This window comes from Pseudomonas sp. Tof1, from assembly GCF_055390395.1.
The window spans coordinates 584,754-605,182 of the sequence record NZ_AP024344.1; the positions used below are offsets into that span (position 1 = coordinate 584,754).

The 20,429-nt window shown below is 62.5% G+C and carries 16 protein-coding genes and 2 tRNA genes; 16 read left to right on the forward strand and 2 right to left on the reverse strand.

The annotated features are described in order from the left end of the window. The first annotated feature begins 1 nt into the window (after position 1). The 6 genes from hflX (at position 2) to ACZ5KU_RS02625 (ending at position 8,349) form a co-directional block, all read left to right on the forward strand. The gene (hflX, locus tag ACZ5KU_RS02600) at positions 2-1,303 is read left to right on the forward strand and encodes a ribosome rescue GTPase HflX (protein ID WP_054059424.1); all 1,302 of its coding nucleotides are present in this window, start codon (positions 2-4) and stop codon (positions 1,301-1,303) included. Positions 1,304-1,399: 96 nt separating this feature from the next. Next, on the forward strand, positions 1,400-2,569 hold the full coding sequence (gene hflK, locus ACZ5KU_RS02605; protein ID WP_054059425.1) for an FtsH protease activity modulator HflK: 1,170 nt from the start codon (positions 1,400-1,402) through the stop codon (positions 2,567-2,569). Beyond that, entirely contained in the window at positions 2,569-3,438 is an 870-nt protein-coding gene (hflC, locus tag ACZ5KU_RS02610) for a protease modulator HflC (RefSeq protein WP_017902074.1), read from the forward strand. The genes hflK and hflC overlap by 1 nt, the downstream gene beginning before the upstream one ends. Before the next feature lie 300 nt (positions 3,439-3,738). Next, complete coding sequence (locus ACZ5KU_RS02615) at positions 3,739-4,926, forward strand: ATP phosphoribosyltransferase regulatory subunit (RefSeq protein WP_054062141.1); 1,188 nt, start codon at positions 3,739-3,741, stop codon at positions 4,924-4,926. 54 nt (positions 4,927-4,980) lie between these two features. After that, on the forward strand, positions 4,981-6,273 hold the full coding sequence (locus ACZ5KU_RS02620; RefSeq protein WP_054059955.1) for an adenylosuccinate synthase: 1,293 nt from the start codon (positions 4,981-4,983) through the stop codon (positions 6,271-6,273). Positions 6,274-6,414: 141 nt separating this feature from the next. Continuing rightward, complete coding sequence (locus ACZ5KU_RS02625) at positions 6,415-8,349, forward strand: methyl-accepting chemotaxis protein (protein ID WP_054062142.1); 1,935 nt, start codon at positions 6,415-6,417, stop codon at positions 8,347-8,349. Between the two features lie 186 nt (positions 8,350-8,535). On the opposite strand, the gene ACZ5KU_RS02630 is transcribed toward ACZ5KU_RS02625, so the two are convergent. Further along, positions 8,536-8,622, reverse strand: a tRNA-Leu gene (locus ACZ5KU_RS02630). A 281-nt stretch (positions 8,623-8,903) separates the two neighbouring features. After that, positions 8,904-8,990: transfer RNA gene (locus ACZ5KU_RS02635), tRNA-Leu, on the reverse strand. A 225-nt stretch (positions 8,991-9,215) separates the two neighbouring features. On the opposite strand from ACZ5KU_RS02635, the gene rnr reads away from it, so the two are divergent. The 10 genes from rnr (at position 9,216) to ACZ5KU_RS02685 (ending at position 20,356) form a co-directional block, all read left to right on the forward strand. Beyond that, positions 9,216-11,807 (forward strand): ribonuclease R, encoded by a 2,592-nt coding sequence (gene rnr / locus ACZ5KU_RS02640; RefSeq protein WP_464736801.1) that lies wholly within the window; start codon positions 9,216-9,218, stop codon positions 11,805-11,807. Next, on the forward strand, positions 11,804-12,565 hold the full coding sequence (gene rlmB / locus ACZ5KU_RS02645; RefSeq protein ID WP_054062144.1) for a 23S rRNA (guanosine(2251)-2'-O)-methyltransferase RlmB: 762 nt from the start codon (positions 11,804-11,806) through the stop codon (positions 12,563-12,565). The genes rnr and rlmB overlap by 4 nt, the downstream gene beginning before the upstream one ends. A 259-nt stretch (positions 12,566-12,824) precedes the next feature. Then, positions 12,825-13,247 carry a 30S ribosomal protein S6 gene (rpsF, locus tag ACZ5KU_RS02650; protein ID WP_017901621.1) on the forward strand — a complete coding sequence of 141 codons (423 nt, stop codon included), beginning with the start codon at positions 12,825-12,827 and terminating at the stop codon, positions 13,245-13,247. Positions 13,248-13,275: 28 nt separating this feature from the next. After that, positions 13,276-13,506 (forward strand): 30S ribosomal protein S18, encoded by a 231-nt coding sequence (gene rpsR, locus ACZ5KU_RS02655; protein ID WP_002551829.1) that lies wholly within the window; start codon positions 13,276-13,278, stop codon positions 13,504-13,506. A gap of 36 nt (positions 13,507-13,542) precedes the next feature. After that, a complete protein-coding gene (locus ACZ5KU_RS02660) occupies positions 13,543-14,439 on the forward strand; it encodes a YybS family protein (RefSeq protein WP_054058665.1) in 897 nt (298 codons plus the stop codon). 21 nt (positions 14,440-14,460) lie between these two features. Beyond that, entirely contained in the window at positions 14,461-14,907 is a 447-nt protein-coding gene (rplI, locus tag ACZ5KU_RS02665) for a 50S ribosomal protein L9 (protein WP_017901623.1), read from the forward strand. Positions 14,908-15,022: 115 nt separating this feature from the next. After that, complete coding sequence (dnaB, locus tag ACZ5KU_RS02670) at positions 15,023-16,420, forward strand: replicative DNA helicase (RefSeq protein WP_017901624.1); 1,398 nt, start codon at positions 15,023-15,025, stop codon at positions 16,418-16,420. Positions 16,421-16,563: 143 nt separating this feature from the next. After that, positions 16,564-18,864 (forward strand): YgiQ family radical SAM protein, encoded by a 2,301-nt coding sequence (locus tag ACZ5KU_RS02675; protein WP_416771530.1) that lies wholly within the window; start codon positions 16,564-16,566, stop codon positions 18,862-18,864. Positions 18,865-18,986: 122 nt separating this feature from the next. Further along, entirely contained in the window at positions 18,987-19,907 is a 921-nt protein-coding gene (locus ACZ5KU_RS02680) for a hypothetical protein (protein WP_054058666.1), read from the forward strand. Then, the gene (locus ACZ5KU_RS02685) at positions 19,904-20,356 is read left to right on the forward strand and encodes a hypothetical protein (RefSeq protein ID WP_464736802.1); all 453 of its coding nucleotides are present in this window, start codon (positions 19,904-19,906) and stop codon (positions 20,354-20,356) included. The genes ACZ5KU_RS02680 and ACZ5KU_RS02685 overlap by 4 nt, the downstream gene beginning before the upstream one ends. Positions 20,357-20,429: the final 73 nt, after the last annotated feature.

Here is a 20,429-nt window from a genome sequence, read left to right on the forward strand (position 1 = left end):
TTTGTTCTTTGAGCGCCACGGTGGTGGTGAGCGGACCATTCTCGTTCACTTGGAAGGTCAGGACCCTGAGGCGCGCGAAGATCCGCAGGAGTTTCAGGAGTTGGCATCATCGGCTGGCGCCGAGACCGTCGCGCTGTTCAGCGTGCCGCGTCATCGGCCAACCGCCAAGTATCTGATTGGCACTGGCAAGGTCGAGGAACTTCGCGACCTGGTCAAGGCCGAGCAGATCGATATCGTGATATTCAATCACGTCCTCACGCCCAGTCAGGAACGTAACCTCGAACGAGCTTTCGAGTGTCGCGTGCTGGATCGCACGGGCCTTATTCTCGATATTTTCGCCCAGCGCGCACGTACCCATGAAGGCAAGCTCCAGGTCGAGCTGGCCCAGCTCGAGCACATGAGCACGCGGCTGGTGCGCGGCTGGACCCACCTTGAGCGGCAGAAGGGTGGTATCGGCTTGCGCGGTCCTGGTGAAACCCAGCTGGAAACCGACCGGCGCCTGTTGCGCGTCCGTCTGCGGCAGATCAAGGGCCGCCTGGAAAAGGTGCGCAGCCAGCGCGAGCAGTCCCGTCGCGGGCGCAAGCGCGCCGACATCCCGACCGTCTCGCTGGTCGGCTACACCAACGCCGGCAAATCCACGCTGTTCAACGCGGTCACCGCTTCCGAGGTGTATGCCGCCGACCAGTTGTTCGCCACCCTCGACCCGACCTTGCGCCGTCTCGACCTGGATGACCTGGGGCCGATCGTGCTGGCCGACACCGTGGGCTTCATCCGCCACCTGCCACACAACCTGGTCGAGGCATTTCGCGCTACGCTCGAGGAATCGAGCAACTCCGATCTGCTGCTGCACGTGATCGACGCCGCGGAGCCGGACCGGATGCTGCAGATCGAGCAGGTGATGGTGGTGCTGGGCGAGATCGGTGCCCAGGACTTGCCGATCCTCGAGGTCTATAACAAACTCGATCTGCTCGAGGGGGTCGAGCCGCAGATCCAGCGTGGCGAGGATGGCAAGCCGCAGCGGGTCTGGCTTTCGGCCCGCGACGGCGTTGGCCTGGAACTGCTCGAGCAGGCGATTGCCGAGTTGCTGGGCAACGATTTGTTCGTCGGCACCTTGCGCTTGCCACAGCGTTTTGCTCGACTGCGTGCACAGTTCTTCGAGTTGGGGGCGGTTCAGAAGGAAGAGCACGACGAAGAGGGTGCCTGTCTCCTGTCGATTCGCCTGCCCATGGCCGAGTTCAATCGGGTGGTCTCGCGCGAAGGCATGAAGCCGCCTGAGTTTATCGAACAACACACTTTGCAATAAAAGCCTGACAAAGCGGTTGTGCTGCTGTCGCAGGCATTCTGTAGCATTGGTCGGCGCGCCGTGGGTGCGTCTTTGCTTTATCAGATGGAGAGCGCTATGGCTTGGAATGAGCCGGGTGGCAACTCGAACAATCAGGATCCCTGGGGTGGCAAGCGTCGTAACAACGGCGACCGCAAGGGGCCTCCGGATCTCGACGAGGCCTTCCGCAAGCTGCAGGAAAGCCTGAATGGGTTGTTCGGTGGCGGAAAGAAACGCGGTGACGACGGGGGTGGATCGGGCGGCAATGGCGGTGGTTTCGGCCTGCTGGGCCTCGGTCTCGTCGTGCTGGCGGCTGTCTGGCTGTACAGCGCCGTGTATGTCGTCGACGAGCAGGAGCAGGCCGTGGTGCTGCGCTTCGGCAAGTACTACGAGACGGTCGGCCCGGGCCTGAACATCTATTTCCCGCCGATCGACAAGAAGTACATGGAAAACGTCACGCGTGAGCGTGCCTACACCAAGCAGGGGCAGATGCTGACCGAAGACGAGAACATCGTCGAGGTGCCGCTGACCGTGCAATACAAGATCACCAACCTGCAGGATTTCGTGCTGAACGTCGATCAGCCGGAAATCAGCCTGCAGCAGGCTACCGACAGTGCCCTGCGCCATGTGGTGGGTTCTACCGCCATGGATCAGGTGCTGACCGAAGGTCGTGAGCAGATGGCCAGCGAGATCAAGGAGCGCCTGCAGCGTTTCCTCGATACCTATCGCACCGGTATCACCGTGACTCAGGTCAACGTGCAGAGCGCCGCGGCGCCGCGTGAAGTCCAGGAAGCCTTCGATGACGTGATCCGTGCCCGTGAGGACGAGCAACGTTCGCGCAACCAGGCCGAAGGCTACGCCAATGGCGTGGTGCCAGAGGCCCGTGGTCAGGCCCAGCGCATCATCGAGGATGCCAATGGTTACCGCGACGAGGTGATCTCCCGCGCCAAGGGTGAGGCCGACCGCTTCACCAAGCTGGTCGCCGAGTACCGCAAGGCACCGGAAGTCACTCGCCAGCGCCTGTACCTGGACACCATGCAGGAAGTCTTCAGCAACACCAGCAAGGTGCTCGTGACCGGCAACAAGAATGGCCAGAACAACCTGCTTTACCTGCCGTTGGACAAGATGATCCAGAACAGCCCGGCCAGCAGCTCGCCGGTCACCGGTTCGGCCGCTGCCAGCAGCAATACGGACGCCGTGCCGCATATCACTGAGCTGCCGCAAACGCGCACTAGGGAGAGCCGCTGATGAGCAATAAATCGCTGATCGCCCTGATTGTTGGCGTCATTGTGGTGCTGGCTGGCTGGAACTGCTTCTACATCGTGCTGCAGACCGAACGTGCCGTACTGCTGCAGTTCGGTCGTGTGGTGCAGACGGATGTCCAGCCCGGTCTTCACGTGAAGGTTCCCTATGTCAACCAGGTGCGCAAGTTCGATGCCCGCCTGATGACCCTGGATGCCCCGACCCAGCGTTTCCTGACGCTGGAGAAGAAGGCCGTGATGGTCGATGCCTACGCCAAGTGGCGGGTCAAGGATGCCGAGCGCTTCTACACCGCGACTTCCGGCCTCAAGCAGATCGCCGACGAGCGTCTGTCGCGCCGCCTGGAGTCCGGGCTGCGTGACCAGTTCGGTAAGCGTACCCTGCATGAGGTGGTCTCCGGCGAGCGCGACGCGCTGATGGCGGACATTACCGCTTCGCTGAACAAGATGGCCGAGAAGGAACTGGGTATCGAGGTGATCGATGTCCGGGTCAAGGCCATCGACCTGCCGAAGGAAGTGAACCGCAGTGTGTTCGAGCGCATGAGCACCGAGCGTGAACGCGAGGCTCGTGAACACCGTGCCAAGGGTAACGAGCTGGCTGAAGGTATTCGTGCCGACGCCGATCGTCAGCGTCGCGTTCTGCTGGCCGAGGCCTATCGTCAGTCCGAGGAGACTCGCGGTGACGGTGATGCCCAGGCCGCTGCCATCTATTCCAAGGCCTACGGCCAGGACCAGGAGTTCTATGCGTTCTATCGCAGCCTGCGCGCCTACCGTGAGAGCTTTGCGAACAAGAGTGACGTGATGGTGCTGGATCCGAGCAGCGACTTTTTCCACTATCTGGAAAAAGCCAAGCCCTGATCCGTCGCGCATCTACACACCCGCCGGGCGGCTAAAACGCCTGGCGGGGTGATCCTTTCGGAAAACGGGTGTATGATGCGGCAGCCGGGAAATTCCCGGCTTTTTTGCGTCTGCATGTTTGATTAACGGCAGATGGGTGGAAAACGGGTTGATCGACCCGACAGGTTTTTCGAGGAAAGTGGTAGGCGAAGCCGGTTTCGGCTGTTTCGTCGCGCCTTGCTTGCGCGTGCGTTAACCATTTTCTGCTTCACTCAAGGCTCGCCTGTGGGCTGGCCGCCCGGATCATGGGGGAAAGGCGTAATGGCAACGGTAGACCGCTGGCTCTTGCCAGATGGCATCGAAGAAGTACTGCCACCTGAAGCGGCGCGCATCGAAGTGGCGCGTCGCCAGGTGTTGGATCTGTTCCAGAGCTGGGGCTATGAGTTCGTTGTCACCCCACATATCGAGTACCTGGAGTCCTTGCTGACCGGCGCCGGCCAGGATCTGGACCTGCGTACCTTCAAGGTCGTCGACCCGCAGTCCGGGCGGCAGATGGGCTTCCGTGCCGATATCACGCCGCAGGTGGCGCGTATTGACGCCCACACCCTGCGCCGTGCCGGCCCGAGCCGCCTGTGCTACGCCGGCAGCGTGCTGCATGCGCAGCCGCGGGCGCTGTCGACTTCGCGCAGCCCGATCCAGCTGGGTGCCGAGCTGTACGGCGATGCCAGCCCGAGCAGCGACGTCGAGGTCATCAGCCTGATGCTGGCGATGCTGCAACTGGCCGATGTGCCGGATGTGCACATGGATCTCGGGCATGTCGGTATCTACCGCGGCCTGGCCCGTGCGGCCGGCCTGTCCGGGGAGGTCGAGCAGCAGTTGTTCGATGCCCTGCAGCGCAAGGCCATCGACGAGGTGATCGACCTTACCGACGGCCTGCAGCCGGACCTGGCGGCGATGCTGCGTTCACTGGTCGACCTGTGTGGCGGTCGCGAAGTGCTGGCGGCGGCGCGGGTGCGCCTGGCAGGGGCTCCGGCTCCGGTCATGGCGGCGCTGGACGACCTGCTGGCGATCGCCGAGCGCCTGTCCGTGCGTTTCCCGGACCTGCCGCTGTACTTCGACCTGGGCGAGCTGCGTGGCTACCACTACCACACCGGTGTGGTGTTCGCCGTGTTCGTTCCGGGTGTCGGGCAAGCCATTGCCCAGGGCGGTCGTTACGACGATATCGGCGCGGACTTCGGCCGGGCCCGTCCGGCAACCGGCTTCTCCACCGATTTGAAAACCCTGGTGACCCTGGGGCGTGCTGAGGTCGAGCTACCGTCTGGCGGTATCTGGATGCCTGACAGTGCGGATGCGGCTCTCTGGCAGAAGGTCTGCCAATTGCGCGGCGAGGGTCAGCGTGTCGTTCAGGCATTGCCTGGACAGCCTTTGGCCGCTGCCCGCGAAGCGGACTGCGACCGGCAATTGATGCTGCAGAACGGGCTTTGGCAAGTATTGCCGCTGGTTTCTTGAGTTTTCCCGCCGGCGGCTGCCGGCACCAAGTTTGCGCGAATGAGGACAAGTGTTATGGGTAAGAATGTCGTAGTCCTGGGCACCCAGTGGGGTGATGAGGGCAAAGGCAAGATCGTCGATCTGCTGACCGAACATGCTGCCGCCGTAGTGCGCTACCAGGGTGGCCACAATGCGGGTCACACCCTGGTGATCGACGGCGAGAAAACCGTCTTGCACCTGATCCCGTCTGGCGTGCTGCGCGAAGGCGTGCAGTGCCTGATCGGCAACGGCGTGGTGGTTGCACCGGACGCCCTGCTGCGGGAAATCACCAAGCTGGAAGAGAAAGGCGTGCCGGTGCGCGATCGCCTGCGTATCAGCCCGTCCTGCCCGCTGATCCTGTCCTACCACGTCGCCCTGGACCAGGCTCGCGAGAAAGCCCGTGGCGAACAGAAGATCGGTACGACCGGTCGTGGTATCGGCCCGGCCTACGAAGACAAGGTTGCCCGTCGTGGCCTGCGTATCGGCGATCTGTTCCATCGCGAGCGTTTTGCCGCGAAACTGGGCGAATTGCTGGACTACCACAACTTCGTGCTGGTCAATTACTACAAGGAACCGGCCATCGACTTCCAGAAGACTCTGGACGAGTGCATGGAGTACGCCGAGCTGCTCAAGCCGATGATGCTCGACGTCACCGCCGAGCTGCACAGCCTGCGTCGCGAGGGCAAGGACATCATGTTCGAAGGCGCCCAGGGTTCGCTGCTGGACATCGACCACGGTACCTACCCGTACGTCACCAGCTCCAACACCACCGCTGGCGGCATCGCCACCGGTTCCGGCGTGGGCCCGATGTACCTCGACTACATCCTGGGTATCACCAAGGCCTACACCACCCGCGTCGGTTCCGGTCCGTTCCCGACCGAACTGTTCGATGACGTCGGTGCCTTCCTGGCCAAGCGTGGTCACGAATTTGGCGCTACCACCGGTCGTGCCCGTCGTTGTGGCTGGTTCGACGCCGTCATCCTGCGTCGTGCCATCGACGTCAACAGCATTTCGGGCCTGTGCCTGACCAAGCTGGACGTTCTGGACGGCCTGGAGACCATCAATATCTGCGTGGGCTACAAGAACGAAAACGGTGCGGTCATCGACGCGCCAACCGATGCTGACAGCTACATCGGCCTGGAGCCGGTCTACGAGCAGATGCCAGGTTGGAGCGAATCGACCCTGGGCGCCAAGACCCTGGAAGAGTTGCCGGCGGCTGCCCGTGCCTACATCAAGCGTATCGAAGAGCTGGTCGGCGCGCCGATCGACATTATTTCGACAGGTCCGGACCGCAACGAAACCATCGTCCTGCGTCATCCATTCGCCTGATAAGTCGTTGATGTAAATCAAAAAGGGCCCCTTCTGGGGCCCTTTGTCGTTTCTGTCGGTTGTGCGGCACGACCCTTGCTGGGATTATCTTCTAAAAAAGTGTGCCATCAGATTAATGGCGCCCACGTGGAGGAGTCTTCGGTGTCGGCCATTCTCTCGCTGTTACAGAGTCGTTTGCTGCGGCCTGTGTTCATTACCCTGGGTATCGCCCTTTTGGTGCAGGTGCTGGTGGCGGTCGCCCTGACCCGAAGCACGGTCACGGCGCTCGAGGCCGATCTCGGCAGTCGTCTGGGTGTCGACAGTCAGAAACTCTCCGCTGAGCTGGAGCAGGCCGGCAGGGAAGTGACATCGAGCCTCGATAGTCTTTCTGCCAGTACGCGTCAGCGGCTGACGGCCGGCCTTTCTGCACGCTTGAAGGATGAGCAGGGGCAACTGCGGGCGACTCTGGAGAAGGATCTGAAGGATTCGGCCAACGACATGGCGCAATTGCTCGCCTCGGTCGCCCCGCGAGCCATGTGGGACAGCGATGTGCCCACGCTTTCCGAATTCGCCCGGCGCGCCCAGCGCAATCCGAACGTGCTGTTCGTGGTGTATGACGACGCCAATGGCGAGCATCTGACCCGTTATCTGAATCGGGAGAATCCGATCAACAAGGCGCTGCTGGAGAAGGGGCAGGGTGAGCGGGCGATGGACAAGCTGCTCAATGCGGCGAAGAACGACCCTTCGGTCTACTACCTCGAGGCCTCGATCAGTCCCAATGGCGTGGAAATCGGCAAGGTCTTGATGGGGGTGTCGACCGCATCGGTGGATGCCGACCTGAAGGCTCTGGACCAGCGTTTCTCTGCCCTGATCGCCAGCAGCGACCAGTTGGTCGGCGACAGCCTCAAGGGCGCCGCCGCCGACAGCTCGACGGCGATGCGGGCGCGTCTGCAGTCGGCGCAGGCGACGGCTACGCAGATGCAGGCCAATACCGCCGGTGCGGTCCAGGATGCGGCACAGGCCTTGCGCTGGCGGATTGGTCTGGGGCTGGCGCTGGTTGGCCTGGGCGTGTTGCTGCTGTTGGCCGTGGTGCTGGGGCGCCGGGTGGTCAGCAAGCTGCATCTGCTGATCGCGGCGCTCAATGACCTGGCGGCGGGCGAGGGCGATCTGACCAAGCGTGTACCGCTCGACAGCAATGACGAGATCGGTCACATGGCTTCGGCGGTCAACCGCTTCGTCGACAAACTCCAGCCGATCGTGCGCGAGGCGGGGGATGTGGCCCAGCGCACCGGTGTCGAGATCGGTGCGATGAGCTTGCGCAATGCCGGTGCCGACAAGGCGGCCGAATTGCAGCGTGATGAGGTGGAGCAGAGCCTGCGGGCCCTGGAGCGGATGGCGGACGAGGCGCAATCGGAAAGCCAGGCGATGCAGGCGGCGCTCCAGCAGGTGGTCGATATTCGTCAGGCTACCGACGAGAACACCCGGACTTCGGCTCAGGTTGGCGGTCTGATCGAGGCCCTGGCGGTGCAGGTCGACACCGGCTCCAAGGTGATCGAGCGCCTGGCCCAGCAGAGTGAGCAGATCGAGGTGGTGCTCACGGTGATCCATGGCATTGCCGAGCAGACCAATCTGCTGGCCCTGAATGCCGCGATCGAGGCCGCGCGGGCCGGCGAGACCGGACGCGGCTTCGCGGTGGTGGCCGATGAAGTGCGGGCGCTGGCGAGCAAGACCCAGAGTTCCACGGGGGACATTCAGGCGCATATCGGTGCCCTGCAGCAAGGTGCGCGCGAGGCGGTGGCTGCGATCGGCCAGGCCGGGCGTCAGGCGAACGAGGGCCTGGCGGTGCTGCGTAACAGCGTCAAGCTGCAGCAGACGGTGCAGACCGCGGTCGAGCAGGTGCATGCGGCGATCGGCCTGGCGACCCAGGCGGCGGCGCAGCAGGCTGAAGGAGCGCATGCCGTGCGTGGGCGGGTCGAGGTGATTCATGCCCAGGCCGAGCGCGCGGCGCAGGCGGTGGTGGAGACCACGGCCAGCGGCAAGGTGCTCGACGGTCTGGCGGCGCAACTGAAGGCGAGCCTGGGGCAGTTCCGGGCCTGATGGGATGGGGCCCTGCTGGCCTCTTCGTGGATAAACCGGGGCGCCGGCTCCCCCGGTTTATCCACGAAGAGGCTGGCCCGGGCGTCGCCACTCCAGAGGGAGGCAGTCATTTTCCGAAAGCCGGAAACGCAAAAACCCGCTTTCGCGGGTTTCTGGAGGGCTTCAGAAGTTCTGAAGCTTTGAAATTGGTGCCCAGGAGAAGACTCGAACTTCCACGACCTTTCGGTCACCAGCACCTGAAGCTGGCGTGTCTACCAATTTCACCACCTGGGCATCTTCAGCGTTGTCGCTGTTGATGTCGCGCACTATACGGACACTGTTTTGATCTGTAAACCCCTGTTTTGCTTTTAATAAATCATTTTTTCTCGACAGGGGTGGGTGGGGGCTTTTCTATCTTGGGGGTGTCGCGAAATATCGACTGTCCTGCAGTTACCACCGGCAGGCCGGCTTCCACGGAGGCGTGTTTCGGGGGAGGATATTTTTGCTGGACCAGAAACGCAAAAACCCGCTTTCGCGGGTTTCTGGAGAACTTCAGAATTTCTGAAGTTTGAAATTGGTGCCCAGGAGAAGACTCGAACTTCCACGACCTTTCGGTCACCAGCACCTGAAGCTGGCGTGTCTACCAATTTCACCACCTGGGCAGTATCTTCAACGTCTGCGTTGTCGATGGCGCGCACTATACGGAGCCTCTCAGGGGCTGTAAACCCCTGCAGGCAAAAAAATGCAAAAAATCTCTCAAGCGCTCTGCAATAACGTCTGGCGCTGCTGGCAAAGGGATTTTCTGGCGCCATCCGCGCCTGAAATTTCCCGTTTCAATACGCGTATGCCAAACTAACCGGGCATATAGACAAGGTGAAATTTATCTAATGGCCGATTGGCAGTCCCTCGATCCCGAGGCCGCTCGTGAAGCGGAAAAATACGAAAACCCTATTCCCAGCCGTGAGTTGATCCTGGCGCATCTGTCCGAGCGCGGGTCGCCGGCCAGTCGCGAGCAACTGGTGGAAGAGTTCGGTCTGAATACCGAAGACCAGGTGGAGGCTCTGCGCCGCCGCCTGCGCGCCATGGAGCGCGATGCTCAACTGATTTATACCCGTCGTGGCACCTACGCCCCGGTGGACAAGCTGGACCTGATCCTCGGCCGCATCGCCGGCCATCGGGACGGTTTCGGCTTCCTGATCCCCGACGACGGCAGCGAAGACCTGTTCATGAGTCCCGCGCAGATGCGCCTGGTATTCGACGGCGACCGTGCCCTGGCGCGGGTGTCCGGCGTGGACCGGCGTGGCCGTCGAGAAGGCGTGATCGTCGAGGTGGTGTCCCGTGCCCACGAGACCATCGTCGGTCGCTACTTCGAGGAGGGCGGCATCGGCTTCGTGGTGGCCGACAACCCGAAGATCCAGCAGGAAGTGCTGGTCACCCCGGGCCGTAACGCCAACGCGCAGATCGGGCAGTTCGTCGCGGTGAAGATCACCCACTGGCCAACGCCGCGCTTCCAGCCCCAGGGCGATGTGGTCGAAGTGGTCGGTAACTACATGGCTCCCGGCATGGAAATCGACGTTGCCCTGCGCACTTACGATATTCCCCATGTCTGGCCCGAGGCGGTGGTCAAGGAAGCGCGCAAGCTCAAGCCGGAAGTCGAGGAGAAGGACAAGGAGAAGCGTGTCGACCTGCGCGACCTGCCGTTCGTCACCATCGACGGCGAGGACGCCCGCGACTTCGATGACGCGGTCTACTGCGAGGCGATTCCGGGCAAGCTGCGGTTGTTCTCCGGTGGCTGGAAGCTGTACGTGGCGATCGCCGACGTTTCCAGCTACGTGAAAGTCGGCTCGGCGCTGGACGCCGAGGCCCAGGTGCGCGGCAACTCGGTGTACTTCCCCGAGCGCGTGGTGCCGATGCTGCCGGAAGAGCTCTCCAACGGCCTGTGCTCGTTGAACCCGCATGTCGATCGCCTGGCGATGGTCTGCGAAATGACCATCTCGAAAAAGGGCGAGATGACCGACTACCTGTTCTACGAGGCGGTGATCCACTCCCATGCGCGCCTGACCTACAACAAGGTCAGCACCATCCTGGAGCAGCCGAAGACCGCCGAGGCCAAGCGTCTGCGTGCCCAGTACGGAGAAGTGGTGCCAGACCTCAAGCAGCTCTACGCGCTGTACAAGGTCCTGCTGGCGGCCCGTCATACCCGTGGCGCGATCGATTTCGAAACCCAGGAGACCCGGATCATCTTCGGCTCCGAGCGCAAGATTGCCGAGATCCGTCCGACCACCCGCAATGATGCGCACAAGCTGATCGAGGAATGCATGCTGGCGGCCAACGTCGCCACCGCCGAGTTCCTCCAGAAGCACGAGATTCCGGCCCTGTACCGGGTGCACGATGGTCCGCCGCCGGAGCGCCTGGAGAAGTTGCGGGCATTCCTCGGCGAACTGGGCCTGTCGCTGCACAAGGGCAAGGAAGGGCCGACGCCGAAGGACTACCAGGCCCTGCTGGCCAGTATCCAGAACCGCCCGGATTTCCACCTGATCCAGACCGTGATGCTGCGCTCCCTGAGCCAGGCGGTGTACAGCGCCGAGAACGATGGCCACTTCGGCCTGAATTACGAGGCCTACACCCACTTCACGTCGCCGATCCGTCGCTATCCGGACCTGCTGACGCACCGGGCGATCCGCAGCGTGATCCATTCGAAGCAGAACACCCCGCATGTACGTCGTGCCGGGGCGATGAGCATTCCGAAGGCGCGCATCTATCCGTACGACGAAGCGGCGCTGGAGCAGTTGGGCGAGCAGTGCTCGATGAGCGAGCGCCGTGCCGACGAAGCCACCCGCGACGTGGTGAACTGGCTCAAGTGCGAGTTCATGAAGGATCGTGTGGGCGAATCGTTCCCGGGCGTGGTCACCGCGGTGACCGGTTTCGGCCTGTTCGTCGAGCTGACCGACATCTACGTCGAGGGCCTGGTGCACGTCACCGCCTTGCCGGGCGACTACTACCACTTCGATCCGGTGCACCATCGCCTGTCGGGCGAGCGCACCGGTCGCAGCTTCCGCCTCGGTGATACGGTCGAGGTCAAGGTCATGCGCGTCGACCTCGACGAGCGCAAGATCGACTTCGAGATGGCCGAGAAAACCCTGTCGGCTCCGGTTGGGCGCAGCACTGGCAAGAAGCGTGGGGCCGAAGCCGCCCCGGCGCCGGTGGTCGAGCAGGCTGCCGAGCCGGCCCGGGCTTCCCGTCGCAGTGCCGAGAAGAAGTCCGGCGACGCCTACCGCTCCAGCGATGCCGCGGCGAAGAACGCCGAGGTGCGCAAGAGTCGCGAGATGAAGAAGGCGTTGCTGGCCGAGGCGAAGACTGGCGGCAAGCCCAAGGTCGAGAGCAAGGCCGGTCGGGGTGGCTCTTCGGAAAAGCCGAGCAAACACCGCAAGGGGCCGTCGAAGAACGGTCCGGCACGTAAATCCAAGGGCAAGTCATGAGTCAGCTGGAAAAGATCTACGGCGTGCATGCCGTGGAGGCGCTGCTGCGTCATCACCCCAAGCGCGTCAAGCAGATCTGGCTGGCGGAAGGCCGCAGCGATCCGCGGGTTCAGCCCCTGTTGCAGTTGGCGGGCGAGAACCGCGTAGCGGTCGGCCAGGCCGAGCGCCGCGAGATGGATGCCTGGGTCGAGGGCGTGCACCAGGGTGTAGTGGCGGAGGTCAGTCCGAGCCAGGTCTGGGGTGAGGCGATGCTCGACGAGCTGCTCGATCGCACCGAAGGCGCGCCGCTGATCCTGGTGCTCGATGGCGTGACCGACCCGCACAACCTCGGCGCCTGCCTGCGCACCGCCGATGCGGCCGGTGCGCTGGCGGTGGTGGTGCCCAAGGACAAGTCGGCAACCCTGACGCCGGTGGTGCGCAAGGTGGCCTGTGGCGCCGCGGAAGTGATTCCGCTGGTGGCCGTGACCAACCTCGCGCGCACCCTGGAAAAGCTTCAGCAGCGCGGTCTGTGGGTTGTCGGCACGGCGGGCGAAGCCGAGCAGGAACTGTACCAGCAGGACCTGACCGGCCCGACCATCCTGGTCATGGGCGCCGAAGGCAAGGGTATGCGCCGCCTGACCCGCGAACATTGCGATTTCCTGGTGAAGTTGCCGATGGCGGGCAGCGTCAGCAGTCTCAACGTCTCCGTGGCCACCGGGGTGTGCCTGTTCGAGGCGATGCGCCAGCGTAGCGTCAAGGCCGCCGCCAAGAAGGCCTGACCCGGGGCAGCCGACTGGCTGGCGATGAACGATCGGCCAATAGCGCGTCGACACCATCGCCAGCAAGCCGGCTCCCACTGCTGAATCTGTTCAAATAATCACCAATTGCCTTGCGCCCCACGCGCCCCTTCTCTACAATTGCGCCCCTTGCCGTGATGGCTGGCGCATTTGTGCCTACTCCAAGGCAAGACACACCAGTGTCATTCACTCCTTGTCTGACCGCTTTTGAGTGGCAGGCTACAACCCGTAAGGAGCATTCATGCGTCATTACGAAATTATCTTCTTGGTCCACCCGGATCAAAGCGAGCAAGTCGGCGGCATGGTTGAGCGTTACACCAAGCTGATCGAAGAAGACGGCGGCAAAATCCACCGCCTGGAAGACTGGGGCCGTCGTCAACTGGCCTACGCAATCAACAATGTTCACAAGGCTCACTACGTGATGCTGAACGTTGAGTGCACCGGCAAGGCCCTGGCCGAGCTGGAAGACAACTTCCGCTACAACGATGCTGTGATCCGTAACCTGGTCATCCGTCGTGACGAAGCCATCACTGGCCAGTCCGAGATGCTCAAGGCTGAAGAAAACCGCAGTGAGCGCCGTGAGCGTCGCGACCGTCCTGAGCACTCCGACGCTGAAGGCGTTGAGGGTGATGACAGCGACAACAGCGATAACGCTGACGAGTAATCCACGGATCTTTTGAGGAGCCTATTACATGGCACGTTTCTTCCGTCGTCGTAAATTCTGCCGCTTCACCGCTGAAGACGTGAAAGAGATCGATTACAAAGATCTTAACACTCTGAAAGCCTACGTATCCGAAACCGGCAAAATCGTTCCAAGCCGTATCACCGGTACCAAGGCTCGTTATCAGCGTCAGCTGGCTACCGCTATCAAGCGCGCCCGCTTCCTGGCCCTGCTGGCCTACACCGACAGCCACGGCCGCTGAGACCGGGTCGTCGACAGGTAGTAAAGGATTGAGTGCATGCGTGCCTTAGCTGACTTCATCATGCGGGGACGTGTGCAGGCCACGCTGGTCGTGGCCGGAGCTGCGGCATTGCCGCTGTTGTTCTGGTTGAGTGCCGCCGCCGGGAGCCTCGTGCTCCTGCGGCGCGGTTCGGACGCTTCGAGCGTCCTGGGTATCGGATTGTTGTCGGTGTTGTTGAGCTGGCACTTTTTCGGCGACCCGACAGCCCTTCTGGTGCTGCTCGGCAGTTGCAGCCTGGCGTTGGTCTTGCGCGCCGGGCATACCTGGAACCGCGTGCTGCTGTGCAGCATGGCCGTGGGATTGTTGTGTGCGATGAGCCTGGGAACCGTGTTCGGTTCCTTCATCGAGTCGCTGGCGAAGACGTTCGAACACGTCATGCCGCTGGCGATGGGTGAGGTCTACGAGAAGTTCTCGGCCGACCAGAAGGCGTTTCTCATCTCCCTGACAGTCCCGCTGATGATCATTTCGACGGCGATTTCGTTGCAGGTCTTCAGTGTGCTGTGCCTGATTCTTGGGCGCTATTGGCAAGCGTCGTTGTATAACCCTGGTGGTTTCGGTCGCGAGTTTCGCGCCATCCGACTGCCGAAGAACGTGACGCTGTCACTGCTGGCCGTCATGTGTATCGCCCCGTTTTTCGGGTTGCATGCACTGATCCTGTTGCCGCTGTGCAGCGTACCGCTGGTCTTCGCCGGCCTGGCCCTGATTCACGGGCTGGTGGCGCAGAAACGACTGGCCTCTTTTTGGCTGGTGGGGATATACGTGACGTTCTTGCCGTTCATGCACCTGCTCGGTCCGTTGCTCGTGGTATTGGCCATTGTCGACAGCCTGATTGATTTTCGCGGACGCCTGGCGTCGAAGGACCCCGGTAACGGTTCCGCGAACGGTGAAGGTTAAAAGTTAAGAGGTTATTACCAAATGGAACTGATCCTGCTGGAAAAAATCGCCAACCTGGGCAACCTGGGCGACAAAGTAAAAGTGAAGGCCGGTTACGGTCGTAACTACCTGCTGCCTTTCGGCAAAGCCACCGCTGCGACCGCTGCCAACCTGGCCGCTTTCGAAGAGCGTCGTGCCGAGCTGGAAAAAGCAGCAGCCGAGAAGAAAGCTTCGGCTGAATCGCGCGCCGCCCAACTGGCTGAGCTGGAAGTGACCATCACTGCCACCGCTGGTGACGAAGGCAAGCTGTTCGGTTCGATCGGCACCCACGACATCGCTGATGCCCTGACCGCCTCCGGCGTCGAAGTGGCCAAGAGCGAAGTGCGTCTGCCGAACGGCACCATCCGCAACGTGGGTGAATTCGACGTCGCCGTGCACCTGCACGCCGAAGTTGAAGCAACCGTACGCGTTGTTGTGGTGGCTGCCTAAGCAGCACTCGATCGTCTGGCGGCTTGCCCGCCAGCCGGTTAACATCGGGCACGACTCTGTTCATTCAGGTCGTGCCCTTTGTTTTTTGGCTCCAACCAACTGATTCCAAGTGGCTATGAACGAAATCTCCGCTCCCGAGCAATACGATCTGCAAACCGCTGCCCTGAAGGTGCCGCCGCATTCCATCGAGGCCGAGCAGGCCGTACTCGGTGGCCTGATGCTGGACAACAACGCCTGGGAACGCGTGCTGGACCTGGTCTCGGACGGTGACTTCTATCGACATGACCACCGCCTGATTTTCCGTGCGATCGCCCGTCTGGCCGACCAGAACCTGCCGATCGACGTGGTGACCCTGGCCGAACAGCTGGACAAGGAAGGGCAGACGGCCCAGGTCGGCGGCCTCGGTTACCTCGGCGAGTTGGCAAAAAACACCCCGTCGGTGGCCAACATCAAGGCCTATGCCTCGATCGTCCGCGAGCGGGCCACCCTGCGGCAACTGATCGGCATCACCAACGACATCGCCGACAGTGCCTTCAACCCCGAAGGCCGTACCGCCGAGGAGATCCTCGACGAGGCCGAGCGGCAGATCTTCCAGATCGCCGAGGCACGTCCCAAGACCGGCGGACCGGTGGGCGTCAATGAGCTGCTGACCAAGGCCATCGACCGTATCGACACCCTGTTCAACACCTCCGACGCGATCACCGGCCTGTCCACCGGCTACACCGACCTCGACGAGAAGACCAGCGGCCTGCAGCCGGCCGACCTGATCATCGTCGCCGGCCGTCCGTCGATGGGTAAGACCACCTTCGCCATGAACCTGGTGGAGAACGCCGTGTTGCGCAGCGACAAGGCGGTGCTGGTGTACTCCCTCGAGATGCCAGGCGAATCGCTGATCATGCGTATGCTGTCGTCCCTCGGCCGCATCGACCAGACCAAGGTGCGTTCCGGCCAACTGGAAGACGACGACTGGCCGCGCCTGACCTCGGCGGTCAACCTGCTCAACGACCGCAAGCTGTTCATCGACGATACCGCAGGCATCAGCCCGTCGGAAATGCGTGCGCGGACCCGCCGCCTGGTGCGTGAGCACGGCGATATCGCGCTGATCATGATCGACTACCTGCAGCTCATGCAGATCCCGGGCTCCAGCGGCGACAACCGGACCAACGAGATTTCCGAGATCTCCCGTTCCCTCAAGGCCCTGGCCAAGGAATTCAACTGCCCGGTGGTGGCCCTGTCCCAGCTCAACCGCTCCCTGGAACAACGGCCGAACAAGCGTCCGGTGAACTCCGACTTGCGGGAATCCGGAGCGATCGAGCAGGACGCCGACGTGATCATGTTTGTGTACCGCGACGAGGTCTATCACCCGGAGACCGAGCACAAGGGCATTGCCGAAATCATCATCGGCAAGCAGCGGAACGGTCCGATCGGCTTCATCCGCCTGGCCTTCATCGGCAAGTACACCCGCTTCGAGAACCTCGCGCCGGGCAGCTACAACTTCGACGACGACGAGTAGCGCCCAGTCGCCAGGCGTGCGACAGGGCAGACTCGATACGGATAAACCCGACGATTATCGTCGGGTTTGATCATTTTTTGTGCTATATTCCGCGCCCGCGATTTTTCATCTCGACACCTTTCATCTCGACATCGGTCACCGCCATGCAAGCAGCCAAGCCGTTATTTGACTATCCCAAGTACTGGGCCGAATGTTTCGGGCCAGCGCCCTTCCTGCCCATGAGCCGGGAAGAGATGGATCAGCTCGGCTGGGACTCCTGCGACGTGATCATCGTCACCGGCGATGCCTACGTCGACCATCCGTCCTTCGGCATGGCGATCATCGGCCGGCTGCTGGAAGCCCAGGGCTTCCGCGTCGGGATCATCGCCCAGCCGAACTGGCAGTCGAAAGACGACTTCATGAAGCTTGGCGAGCCGAACCTGTTCTTCGGCGTCGCGGCCGGCAACATGGACTCGATGATCAACCGCTACACCGCCGACAAGAAAATCCGCTCGGACGATGCCTATACCCCTGGCGGCGTGGCCGGCAAGCGGCCGGACCGTGCCAGCCTGGTCTACAGCCAGCGCTGCAAGGAGGCCTACAGGCACGTGCCGATCGTACTCGGCGGCATCGAGGCCTCGCTGCGCCGGATCGCCCACTACGACTACTGGCAGGACCGTGTGCGCAACTCGATCCTGATCGACGCCAGCGCCGACATCCTGCTCTACGGCAACGCCGAGCGGGCGATCGTCGAGGTCGCCCAGCGCCTGTCCTACGGTCAGAAGATCGAAGACATCACCGACGTGCGCGGCACCGCGTTCATCCGTCGCGATACCCCGCAGGGCTGGTATGAAGTCGATTCCACGCGTATCGATCGGCCGGGCAAGATCGACAAGATCATCAACCCCTATGTGAACACCCAGGACACCGCGGCGTGCGCCATCGAGCAGGAAAAGGGGCCGGTTGAGGATCCGCAGGAAGCCAAGGTGGTGCAGATCCTCGCCAGTCCCAAAATGACACGCGACAAGACCGTGATCCGCCTGCCTTCGATGGAGAAGGTGCGTAACGACCCGGTGCTCTATGCCCACGCCAACCGCGTGCTGCACCTGGAAACCAACCCGGGCAACGCCCGTGCGCTGGTGCAGAAGCATGGCGAGGTGGATGTGTGGTTCAACCCGCCGCCCATTCCGATGACCACCGAGGAAATGGACTATGTGTTCGGCATGCCCTACCAGCGCATCCCGCACCCGGCCTATGGCAAGGAAAAGATCCCGGCCTACGAGATGATCCGTTTCTCGGTGAACATCATGCGTGGCTGCTTCGGTGGCTGCACCTTCTGCTCGATCACCGAGCACGAAGGGCGGATCATCCAGAACCGTTCCGAAGAGTCGATCATTCGCGAGATCGAGGAGATCCGCGACAAGGTACCGGGCTTCACCGGTGTCATCTCCGACCTCGGCGGGCCGACCGCGAACATGTACCGCATCGCCTGCAAGAGCCCGGCGATCGAGTCGGCGTGCCGCAAGCCGTCGTGCGTGTTCCCCGGTATCTGCCCGAACCTGAACACCGACCACTCGTCGCTGATCCAGCTCTACCGCAGCGCCCGTGCGTTGCCCGGGGTGAAGAAGATTCTGATCGCTTCCGGCCTGCGTTACGACCTGGCGGTCGAGTCACCCGAATACGTCAAGGAACTGGTGACCCACCACGTCGGTGGCTACCTGAAGATCGCCCCGGAGCATACCGAGGAAGGTCCGCTCAACCAGATGATGAAGCCGGGTATCGGTACCTATGACCGCTTCAAGCGGATGTTCGAGAAATTCTCGAAAGAGGCCGGCAAGGAACAGTACCTGATCCCGTACTTCATCGCCGCCCACCCGGGCACCACCGACGAAGACATGATGAACCTGGCGCTGTGGCTCAAGGCCAACGGTTTCCGTGCCGACCAGGTGCAGGCGTTCTACCCGTCGCCGATGGCCAGTGCCACCGCGATGTACCATTCGGGCAAGAACCCGCTGCGCAAGGTCACCTACAAGAGCGACGCGGTGACCATCGTCAAGAGCGAGGAGCAGCGCCGGCTGCACAAGGCGTTCCTGCGCTACCACGATCCGAAGGGCTGGCCGATGCTGCGCGAGGCCCTGCTGCGCATGGGGCGTGGCGACCTGATCGGGCCGGGCAAACACCAGTTGATCCCGCTGCACCAGCCGCAGACCGACAGCTACCAGAGCGCCCGGCGCAAGAACTCGACGCCGGCCGGCAGCCACAAGGTCGGCAAGGACAGCGGCCGCATCCTCACCCAGCACACCGGCCTGCCGCCGCGTGGCAGCGACGGCAGCAAGCCGTGGGACAAGCGCGAGGAAGCCAAGGCTGCGGCCGCCGCACGCAACAGGCAGGCGGCCAAGGAACGCGCCGATGCGGCCAAGGGCAAGGGCAAGAAGCCGGCCCGCAAGCCGGTGGTACCGCGCTGATACAGCGTTGCACCCGACAAGACGCCAGCCCAGTGCTGGCGTTTTGCTTTCTATCGAAGAACGGGCGGGTTTGTTAAGGTTGCGGCGAATTTTCCACCGTTCGACTCAAGGATGAATCCCGCGTGAGCTCTTCGCTACCCGGCATCGGCATGGACTCCAGTCCCTCCCAGTTTTTCGCCCGTCAGCGCATCGCCAGCCAGGTCGACCTGCCGCGGTTGTTCGCCGCGATCGATGCCGATCCCGGCATCGTCGGTGCCGGTGTCGTGTACATCGACGCCGAATTCAACGTGGTGACCCTGCGCGAGTTCCAGCCGATCTGCAGCATCAAGCCCAAGCGGGTGATCCTGCGTGAGGCGCAGAAGTACATCGCGCCGAAGCAGTTCGCCCAGCAGGTACAGGACAATCCCCGGGAGTCGCGGCTGGTCAGCGAGGCCATCAATACCAGCCTGTCGTGTGCCGGCGCGGTGATCGGCTGGGTCGTGGTGCTCAGCGGCTCGGTGGCGGTGCCGTTTTCGGCCGGGGCCAGTTCGGTGCTGGTCGCCATTGGCTATACCGCTGCGGCCGCCAGTACTGCGCAGTGTCTGGTTGGCGGCTATCGGACGGTCAACGAAGTGACCAACCCGGCGCGCAACGACTACCTCGACAGCGAGGCCTGGTACCAGTACACCTCGATCGCCCTGGATGCGGCTTCGCTGCTGGGTGTCGGCGCCTCCGCGCTGACCTCCATCAAGCTGGTGCGCATCACCAAGGCCACCACCGGCAAGAGTATCCGGGACGTGTTGCGCGGGCTCAATCGCCAGGAGCGTGCCAAGCTGACCAAGGAATTGCTGAGCATCAACGACCCGCGCCTTACCCCGAAAATGCTCAAGCTGAAACAGTTGGCCGGCGAGTTGCCCAAACGCTTCACGCCGACCGAGATCCGCCATGCCACCATCACCCAGATCAAGGATTCCCTGGGCGCGGCGATCGGGCTCACCGGCAGCGCCCTGTCCGGCAACGTGAAGACCATTGCCGTCGGGCTTTACGAGGAAATCGACGAATGATGGAGACGCTGAGCCTGCGGCGCTTTCTGGCGCGTTATTTCCCGACCTTCATCGGAGCGATCTTCGCCGCGCTGCTGGCTATCGCCTGTGGTCTGCCGTTGGCGGGGGACCACTATTTCCCCGCGGCTTCACTGGAGGAGCAGGCGACTGGTACGTTCGTCGCATTGATGTTGCTGGGCTTGGTGGTTGCCCACTGCAACTTCATGATCGTGCGCGGCCGACCGCAGTGGGTTCGCGGCTTGGTGCTGGTGTTCGTGCTGTGTTTCCTGGGTGTGCTGCCGACCATCACCTCGCACCCGCATCGGATCGTCTACGCGCTGGCCCTCTTTGCCCCGTTGCTGGGCCTGCTGTTGCTCAACAGCCGGCGCCACCGCGAAATGCGCGAGCGCCTGGTGGAGATCCGCAAGCAGCGGGAGAGTCTTCGCCGTACGCTGGTGAAGCGGCGCTAGCGCCGGGTGGCTTCGCAGGTACCGCTGGCACCGCAGGCATAGGCGGCGAGCAAACTGTACAGCAGGCTGTCGA